The organism is Streptomyces sp. Ru72 (genome assembly GCF_002920635.1).
Taxonomy (GTDB): domain Bacteria; phylum Actinomycetota; class Actinomycetes; order Streptomycetales; family Streptomycetaceae; genus Streptomyces.
Window position 1 is genome coordinate 1 of sequence record NZ_PQSR01000185.1, and the last position, 7,182, is coordinate 7,182.

Here is a 7,182-nt window from a genome sequence, read left to right on the forward strand (position 1 = left end):
CGACCGGTGGGCGGGACTCGTCGCGCAGGGCGCGGGCTGCCCCGCGCAGGAGGTCCCGCCACGGTCCTTGCGGCACTCCCCCGGCCGCGCGCTCGTACAGGTCGGCGCCCTCCTCCAGGACCAGGGCGACGTCGATGCGGGATGGGACCTTGATCCGTGCGTGTCGGCGCCAGGTGGTGACCGGATCGCTCCACGCCTCCACGGCGTAGGTCCAGGCGCCGACCGACAGCGGGGTCACCTCGGCGCCCCAGCGATCGCTGCCGGGCTCCAGCTCGCGCATCGGCGTCCACGGTCCGGGGCGGCCCTCGGGGTCGCAGAGCACGACGTTGGCGCCGATCGCGCCGTGCCCCTCACCGAGGACCGTGGCGGTGACCTGGAAGGTCTCCCCTTCCACCGCCTTGGCGGGGCGTCGGCCGCCGTCTACGGCCGGACGGACGTCCACGATCGGTATGCGTCCGATCGAGGCCCTCGCGCCCTCGGCGACAGGGCTCGCCCCGTCCCGGTGCGCGGCCTGCGGTTCCATCCGTCTTCGCCTCCTTAGCCGTCGTCGAGCTCGGTGGGCGCCGGCTCTGCGGTCATGGGTCCGGGGCTGCGTACGGCGTCCGGCTACCCGTCCGCCGAAGCTGCCGGAGACGGGCGCGCGGTCCGCTCACTGTGCGTGCGGAGGTAGAGCTCGGCGGCGTCGGCGGCCTCGCGTGCGCACCGCTTCCCCATGAGCACGCACAGGCTGTAACCGGTGCTCTCGAAGGTGCCGCGCACCTCCCGGTTGTCCGGGGACGCGAGCATCAGGCGCTCCCACTCCCGAAACCGCTCGAGATGTCTGGCGACCTCGGCTCTGGCCGGCAGGGGCATGGCACCGGTCACCTCGCTCTCAGCACTGAGTGTTGCACCCATGGTGCACGGTTCATCACGCAGCGTCCTGTTCGGAATTAAACCAATGGGGCTGGAGCGCTTCGTGTTGCACGAATGGAGTAGCGCTCGCACTCTGGGACTGACTCGAGAGCGACGACCGCTCACGCTTCGTGATCGGGGCCCGGCCCACAGGGGCGAGGAGGAGCGAGAGCTTCGCCGGTGAGGAGCCAACGACAATGAAGACCGCAGCCCCCTGCTACTACCACCTCGACGTCGAGGTCAGCCCGGAGCGGATCGGGCAGGTCCGGCGGATCCTGGCCGCCCACCTCCGCTACTGGGATCTGGAGATCCTCGTCGAACCCGTCTGCCAGTGCGCCGAAGCGCTGCTGCGGACGATCGACGCCCACGCCGCGGACAAGAACACCACCCTCGAGATGTGGTGGAACGGCCACCATCTGATCACCGCTGTCCAGGACAGCGAGCGCGACATCCGGCCGCACTACGCGCCGAGCGGCTGTCTGGCGCAGATCGCGGCGCTGAGCAACGGCTGGGGCTGCTGCGCCACCGGCGCCGGCGGAAAGATCATCTGGTTCTCGCAACGGGCCCGGGCCGGCGATCCCGCTCCGCTCGTGCCGGTGACCCCCGCGCCGAGTCTGCGCGAGACGCGCCCCCTCCCGCGCGCACTGCCGCTCACGGCGGACGCCACGGGACGGGAGCGCGAGGCCGCGAGGGCCGGACGCCGCGAGCCGGTCGCCGTCCCCGCCTGACCACCGCGGCGAGCCGAGCCCATGCCGGGCGGCACACCCCGCCGCCCGGCGACGTACGCGGACACCGGCCGTGGCGGGCACCGGCGTTGATGCTCCCCGGCGGTCTACGGGGACCCGGTGAGGAAGGCCGGTCTCAAGGCGGCGCGCCCCGGCGGCGGGGCCGCCGGCCGCCCCGCCGATCCGTCACAGGTCCCGTCGCATGGACAGCGCGCCCCCGCGTGATCGACACTCGGCGGATGGCGAAGTACTTCGACGTTCATCCCGACAACCCGCAGCCGCGCACGATCGGCCAGGTCGCCGACAGCATCCGTGACGGCGCGCTCGTGGTGTATCCGACGGACTCCTGCTTCGCGCTGGGGTGCCGGCTGGGCAGCCGGGACGGCATGGAGCGCATCCGGGCGATCCGCCACCTCGACGAGCGCCACCACTTCACACTGGTCTGCCGGGACTTCGCACAGCTCGGCCAGTTCGTGTACGTGGACAAGGACGTGTTCCGCGCGATCAAGGCGTCGACGCCCGGCAGCTACACCTTCATCCTGCCCGCGACCCGCGAGGTGCCGCGCAAGCTGCTGCACCCGAAGAAGAAGACGGTCGGGGTCCGCATCCCCGACCACGTGGTGGCTCAGGCGCTGCTGGCCGAGCTCGGCGAGCCACTGCTGTCGAGCACCCTGCTGCTGCCGGGCGAGGAAGAGCCGCTGACACAGGGCTGGGAGATCAAGGAGCGGCTCGACCACGTCGTGGACGCCGTGGTCGACTCCGGGGACTGCGGCACCGAACCGACGACGGTCATCGACTTCTCGGGGGGCGAGCCCGAGATCGTGCGCAAGGGAGCGGGCGACACCGCACGCTTCGAGTGACGTGACGCTCCTCCAGCCGCACCGGCGAGGTGGCCGTTCGGCCGATCCGGGGACTACCGCCGGGTGCCGTTAACGTCCTGTTTGTCCGGGGAAATGATGTCCGGGCGGTTCAGGGCTGCCACAAGCAGCCCGGACAGCCGTCCGCCCCACACATCAGCCAGGTCACAGGGAGGCCGCCATGGCACACGGTGGCGACGTCATCGCCGAGCTCACCACCGACCACCGGGAGGTGGAAAGCCTCTTCCAGCGGATCGAGTCGCTACCCAGCGGCCACGAGGACCGCCGCAAGCTGGCCGACGAGATGACGATCGAACTCGTACGGCATTCCGTCGCGGAGGAGCAGTATCTGTACCCGGCGGTGCGGGAGCACGTCGAGGGCGGCGGCGCGATCGCCGACAAGGAGCTCGCCGACCACGCGCGGGTGGAGGAGGCCCTCAAACAGCTGGAGAGGTGCTCCGTGGAGGACCCCGAGTTCGACCGGACGTTCGCGACCGTGAAGAACGAGGTGATCTCGCACGTCCAGGACGAGGAGAACAACCTCTTCCCCAAGCTGCGACGGGCCTGCGGCCAGGAGATGCTCGACCAGCTCGGCGACAAGATCCGCACCGCCAAGAAGATGGCCCCCACACGCCCCCATCCGGCGGCTCCCGACACGCCGCCGCTCAACAAGCTGCTCGCGCCGGGGACGGGTCTGGTCGACCGGGTCCGCGACTTCGTCACCGGTCGCGGCCGCTCATCCTGAGTACGCAGCCGCCCGCCTGAACTCGGGGCCGCCGCCTGGACACGGGAGCCGACCGCCCGCGGTCGACCGGTCGGGGGCGACGGGTGCGGCGCCTCAGACGGCGGCGATCCCGTCCCGACGGTCATCCGAGCGCCGACGAGTCACCCGACGCCCTCGCGGCACACCGATCTCAGCCGGCGACCGGGTCCCCGAGATGGCCGCCCTCGTCCACGGGCTCGCCGTGCAGTCGCTCCACGAGGGAGTCCCGGTGCAGGTCGGCGAGCGGCGCCAGCAGGTCGGGGTGGCGCAGCAGGGGCACCGCCCGGCGGTCCTGCTCACCGGGGTCGGTGAGCCTGCGGAAGTCGAACACCAGCCCCCTGACGTGCTCGCTGCCGTCGAGTGCCGCGACGGCGTCGCGAGCGAGCGACGGCATGGTCAGCAGGCAGGCCGCCCAGCTCGCGACCACCTCGTCCACCCAGCTCCGCCAACCGGCCTCGGCATCGTCGACGGCCACCGCCTCGGCTCCGGTCAGCCAGTCCAGGCGGTCGGAGCCGCCGGGCCCGACGAACACGACGAGGGCCGCGTCGGCCTCGGTGGGGTAGCGCAGCCAGGCGGCGACCATGACGGCCTGGGACGCCTGAGCCTCGGCGAGGGCGGCGTCCAGGGCTCCTCCGGTCCCGGGGTAGGAGCGCAGCAGCCACTGGGTGGTGGCGGCTATGACGGGAGACAGATCGGCTGACATCGGCGTCACGCTACCGGCCGGCCGGAAACGGATAAATAGCGCCAATCACATTGGGAGCCCATCAAACGGTGTGATGCGTCACAGGTGCGGCTCACGACCGCGGCACGCCGGTGTGGACCGGGCCAGGAGACAGGCGCAGGCTGGAAGAAGCCGAAGAAGGGGACGAACACCTCCTGGTTCGGGGAAGTGATCCCGATGGAAGCCAAGCAGTGGACCGTGGACATCTACATCACCGAGGACGGCGACGACACCCATGCCCGCGCCGTGCTGAGGACGTCTGACGCCTCGACCGTCGCCGGCAGAGGCGCTGCCCGGCGCAACCCCGTCGACCGGCCGATCCCCGAGATCGGCGACGAGCTCGCGGCCAGCCGGGCGTTGGAGGACCTCGCCATCCGGCTGCACGACGTCGCCTCCGAGGACATCGTCCAGATGGCGGGCCCCGCCGAACCGTGACGTCCTGCGCACCTCGAGGGCATGGGGCCGATCGGCCCTGGTGGTCGCGGCGGGCGCGTGATGTGCTGATGGTGACGGGAAGGACCTGCGAAAGACGCGGGGAAGCGGCCGGCAGCCGCGCACCGCGCAATCAGGATCCGAGAGAACCGGATGGGTCCTTCCCGCCCGTCATGCGTCCTGTGGCGTCCCGGCGCCGAGTGCGGCCTGCCCAGCCCTCGCGGCGGCGGGAACGAAAGGACAGTGAAGCGATGGCCTCTGTCACCACCGTGGGCGCGGCCCTTCCCGCCGAGCACCGCGAACGGCTGATGCGGATCGCCCGCGAGGTCTCCTTCGACGAGGGGACCCGGCTGTTCGAGGAAGGCCGGAGGGCAGACCGGTTCTGGATCGTACGAACCGGGACCGTGGCCCTCAACGTGCATGTGCCCGGCCGCAGGCCCGCCGTCATCGAGTCGCTGGGTCACGGCGAGCTGGTCGGCTGGTCCTGGCACTTCGAACCGCACGTCTGGCAGTTGGGTGCCGAGGCCATGACCCCGGTACGGGCCTACGAGTTCGACGCGGTGACCGTGCGGGCGATGTGCGCCGAGGACCCCGAGTTCGGCCGTGCCGTCGCCGTCTGGGTGGGCCAGGTCGTCGCCCACCGGCTGAACGCGGCCCGCATCCGGCTGCTCGACCTGTACGGCCCCTACGGCAGCGGCAGTCCGTGAGGGCCGGTGCCCGACGGCCAGGACCGCGTCCGACCCCGAGGAGGAACCGTGACCGTCGGCCCGCACGTCGTCAGCGACGTGATGACGCACGCCGTCGTCGCCGTGGGCCGTGACGCGCCGTTCAAGGACGTCGTCAAGCTCATGGAGCAGTGGAAGGTCAGCGCGCTGCCCGTGCTGGAGGGTGAGGGCCGGGTGGTCGGCGTGGTCTCCGAGGCCGACCTGCTGCCCAAGGAGGAGTTGCGCGACAGCGATCCGGATCCGTACGCGCAGGTGCGGCGCGTGTCCGACCCGGCCAGGGCCGGTGCGGTGACCGCGGGCGAGCTGATGACCGCTCCGGCGATCACCGTGCACGCCGACTCGACCCTCGCCCAGGCCGCTCGGATCATGGCTCTGCGCAAGGTGAAGCGGCTTCCCGTGGTCAACGACGAGGGACTGCTCGAGGGCGTCGTCAGCCGCGCCGACCTGCTCAAGGTGTTCCTGCGGGAGGACAACGACATCGCCGACGAGATACGCCGCGACATCGTCGACGTCCTCTTCCCCGCACCCGTGGAGCCGGTCCACGTCATCGTCGCGGAGGGTGTCGTCACCCTCACGGGTAAGGTGAGCGACCCGGCCATGATCCCGGTGGCCGTCCGGCTGGCGCGTGCCGTCGAGGGTGTGGTCGACGTGGACTGCCGCCTCTCCGGGGACGAGGCGGTCTGACCGCCGACCGCGCGCTTCAGCTGGGTCCCCACGGCCACCGCACTTTCAGCAGGTCCCTACCGCCACTGCGGCCCGACGCACTCCCACTCCCGGGCCCATTCGTCCATGCGCTGCCGCTCCAGGCGCCCGCGCACCAGCCACCCGCAGGCCAGCACCCCGCCCGCGGCACCGCATCCGACGATCGTGCCGACCAGCGATGCCTGCAGCCGTGTCTCGGCGCCGGTGGCCGGTTTGGAGACCAGGTTCCCGGCGTCGTCCGTCCACACGGTGACCTGTTCTCCCGCCTTCAGCCCGGGCTCGGCCCTGGCCAGACCCGTGCGCGGACCGTCAGGTGCGCTCCAGCGGACGTTCGCCCACACGCCGCCGTCGCCGTAGGCGTGGACGTCCTCCGTGGTTCTCGCCGCGTCCTGGGTCAGCACCGCCCGTACAGGGTGGGAGTGGGCGGCCCGCACGGCCAGACCGTGTTCCACGGCGCCCGCCGCCGCCCGCCCCGCGAGCACCCCGCTCAGCAGGACCAGCAACCAGGTGACAAGGACGATCCAGGCCTCGAAACGGTCGCTGCGCCGCAGCAGCGGATTGCGCCGCCACCGCCACAGCCACACCCTGCTCCCCGCCGTACGACAGGTCGTCGCCATCGGTCGTCACCTTCTCGGGGTGCGTCATCCGACGCTGCCGGCTCTCCAGGGCCACCGCGACACCTCGTCGTCCGGGAAGTCGACCTCGAGGTCGGGCACCCGGGGCGGCCCCATGAGCGCGCAGTCGACGTCCACGACGCCGTCGACGCCCCGCACCAGCCGCGCGGTGACGGGCACGAGACCGGTGTCGCGGACGCGGCCGGTGAGCCGCACGACGCCTTCCCGGACCTCCACGCGGACCGGATCCAACGGGGCGGGGAAGAGACGGGCGACGATCTCGCGGCGGATCTCCTCCGCGATGTCCTCGTCGTCGCGCAGGTACACCTTGAGCAGGTCGGAGCGGCTGACGATGCCGAGCAAAGTGCCCTTCCGGTCGACCACGGGAAGACGTTTCACCCTGGCCTGTGCCATGGTCCGGGCGGCCTGGGCGAGGGTCGCCTCCGCGTGGACGGTGACGGCGGGCGCGGTCATGAGCTCCTCGGCGGTGACCGCGCCGGCCTTGGCGAGGTCGGCCGCCCGCTCCAGCGACACGTACCGGCCCGGTTCTCCGTCGCGGAGCTCCTGCTTGCGCAGCAGGTCGGCCTCGGAGACGACGCCGACGACCCGGTTGCCCTCCCGCAGGACGGGCAGGGCACTGACCTTCCACTGTCCCATGGCCTTGACGATGTCCTTGAACGTCGTCGCGTGGCCGACGGCGACGACCCTGCGGGTCATGACGTCGCCGACGAGGTGGGGGGTGCCGTGCATGG

Annotated in this window: 11 protein-coding genes; 6 read left to right on the forward strand and 5 right to left on the reverse strand. The window is 71.7% G+C overall.

Annotation, left to right across the window (positions count from 1 at the left end; genetic code table 11):
* Together C3488_RS38650 and C3488_RS38655 are read right to left on the reverse strand one after the other, a co-directional pair.
* Positions 1-523, reverse strand: a 523-nt coding sequence (locus tag C3488_RS38650; protein WP_146068017.1) for a maltotransferase domain-containing protein, incomplete at its 3' end; no start/stop codon positions are given.
* Positions 524-606: 83 nt separating this feature from the next.
* Entirely contained in the window at positions 607-852 is a 246-nt protein-coding gene (locus C3488_RS38655; protein WP_103845506.1) for a DUF5133 domain-containing protein, read from the reverse strand.
* Positions 853-1,088: 236 nt separating this feature from the next.
* Between C3488_RS38655 and C3488_RS38660 the strand changes: the two genes are divergently transcribed.
* From C3488_RS38660 to C3488_RS38670, 3 genes are all read left to right on the forward strand, one after another.
* Positions 1,089-1,619 carry a pep a2 gene (locus C3488_RS38660; RefSeq protein ID WP_103845499.1) on the forward strand — a complete coding sequence of 177 codons (531 nt, stop codon included), beginning with the start codon at positions 1,089-1,091 and terminating at the stop codon, positions 1,617-1,619.
* Positions 1,620-1,855: 236 nt separating this feature from the next.
* Positions 1,856-2,476: an L-threonylcarbamoyladenylate synthase gene (locus C3488_RS38665; RefSeq protein WP_103845500.1), complete on the forward strand. Its 621-nt coding sequence runs from the start codon at positions 1,856-1,858 to the stop codon at positions 2,474-2,476.
* A gap of 178 nt (positions 2,477-2,654) precedes the next feature.
* A complete protein-coding gene (locus tag C3488_RS38670; RefSeq protein WP_103845501.1) occupies positions 2,655-3,218 on the forward strand; it encodes a hemerythrin domain-containing protein in 564 nt (187 codons plus the stop codon).
* A gap of 169 nt (positions 3,219-3,387) precedes the next feature.
* On the opposite strand, the gene C3488_RS38675 is transcribed toward C3488_RS38670, so the two are convergent.
* Positions 3,388-3,939 carry a hypothetical protein gene (locus C3488_RS38675; RefSeq protein WP_103845502.1) on the reverse strand — a complete coding sequence of 184 codons (552 nt, stop codon included), beginning with the start codon at positions 3,937-3,939 and terminating at the stop codon, positions 3,388-3,390.
* 195 nt (positions 3,940-4,134) lie between these two features.
* Between C3488_RS38675 and C3488_RS38680 the strand changes: the two genes are divergently transcribed.
* The 3 genes from C3488_RS38680 (at position 4,135) to C3488_RS38690 (ending at position 5,798) form a co-directional block, all read left to right on the forward strand.
* Positions 4,135-4,392, forward strand: coding sequence for a DUF1876 domain-containing protein (locus tag C3488_RS38680; RefSeq protein ID WP_103845507.1), 258 nt, complete (start codon positions 4,135-4,137; stop codon positions 4,390-4,392).
* Positions 4,393-4,640: 248 nt separating this feature from the next.
* Positions 4,641-5,096 carry a Crp/Fnr family transcriptional regulator gene (locus C3488_RS38685; RefSeq protein WP_103845503.1) on the forward strand — a complete coding sequence of 152 codons (456 nt, stop codon included), beginning with the start codon at positions 4,641-4,643 and terminating at the stop codon, positions 5,094-5,096.
* 81 nt (positions 5,097-5,177) lie between these two features.
* Complete coding sequence (locus C3488_RS38690) at positions 5,178-5,798, forward strand: CBS domain-containing protein (RefSeq protein ID WP_103845508.1); 621 nt, start codon at positions 5,178-5,180, stop codon at positions 5,796-5,798.
* A gap of 56 nt (positions 5,799-5,854) precedes the next feature.
* On the opposite strand, the gene C3488_RS38695 is transcribed toward C3488_RS38690, so the two are convergent.
* Together C3488_RS38695 and C3488_RS38700 are read right to left on the reverse strand one after the other, a co-directional pair.
* Positions 5,855-6,433 (reverse strand): hypothetical protein, encoded by a 579-nt coding sequence (locus tag C3488_RS38695; RefSeq protein ID WP_103845504.1) that lies wholly within the window; start codon positions 6,431-6,433, stop codon positions 5,855-5,857.
* A gap of 24 nt (positions 6,434-6,457) precedes the next feature.
* Complete coding sequence (locus tag C3488_RS38700; protein ID WP_103845505.1) at positions 6,458-7,180, reverse strand: CBS domain-containing protein; 723 nt, start codon at positions 7,178-7,180, stop codon at positions 6,458-6,460.
* Positions 7,181-7,182 lie beyond the last annotated feature (2 nt).

Excerpts from the sequence above, each read along its gene's own strand:
- C3488_RS38655 (WP_103845506.1), bottom strand. The coding sequence starts at position 852 with ATGCCCCTGCCGGCCAGAGCCGAGGTCGCCAGACATCTCGAGCGGTTT.
- C3488_RS38680 (WP_103845507.1), top strand. The coding sequence starts at position 4,135 with ATGGAAGCCAAGCAGTGGACCGTGGACATCTACATCACCGAGGACGGC.
- C3488_RS38695 (WP_103845504.1), bottom strand. The coding sequence starts at position 6,433 with ATGGCGACGACCTGTCGTACGGCGGGGAGCAGGGTGTGGCTGTGGCGG.
- C3488_RS38690 (WP_103845508.1), top strand. The coding sequence starts at position 5,178 with ATGACGCACGCCGTCGTCGCCGTGGGCCGTGACGCGCCGTTCAAGGAC.
- C3488_RS38700 (WP_103845505.1), bottom strand. The coding sequence starts at position 7,180 with ATGCACGGCACCCCCCACCTCGTCGGCGACGTCATGACCCGCAGGGTC.
- C3488_RS38665 (WP_103845500.1), top strand. The coding sequence starts at position 1,856 with ATGGCGAAGTACTTCGACGTTCATCCCGACAACCCGCAGCCGCGCACG.
- C3488_RS38685 (WP_103845503.1), top strand. The coding sequence starts at position 4,641 with ATGGCCTCTGTCACCACCGTGGGCGCGGCCCTTCCCGCCGAGCACCGC.
- C3488_RS38660 (WP_103845499.1), top strand. The coding sequence starts at position 1,089 with ATGAAGACCGCAGCCCCCTGCTACTACCACCTCGACGTCGAGGTCAGC.
- C3488_RS38670 (WP_103845501.1), top strand. The coding sequence starts at position 2,655 with ATGGCACACGGTGGCGACGTCATCGCCGAGCTCACCACCGACCACCGG.
- C3488_RS38675 (WP_103845502.1), bottom strand. The coding sequence starts at position 3,939 with ATGTCAGCCGATCTGTCTCCCGTCATAGCCGCCACCACCCAGTGGCTG.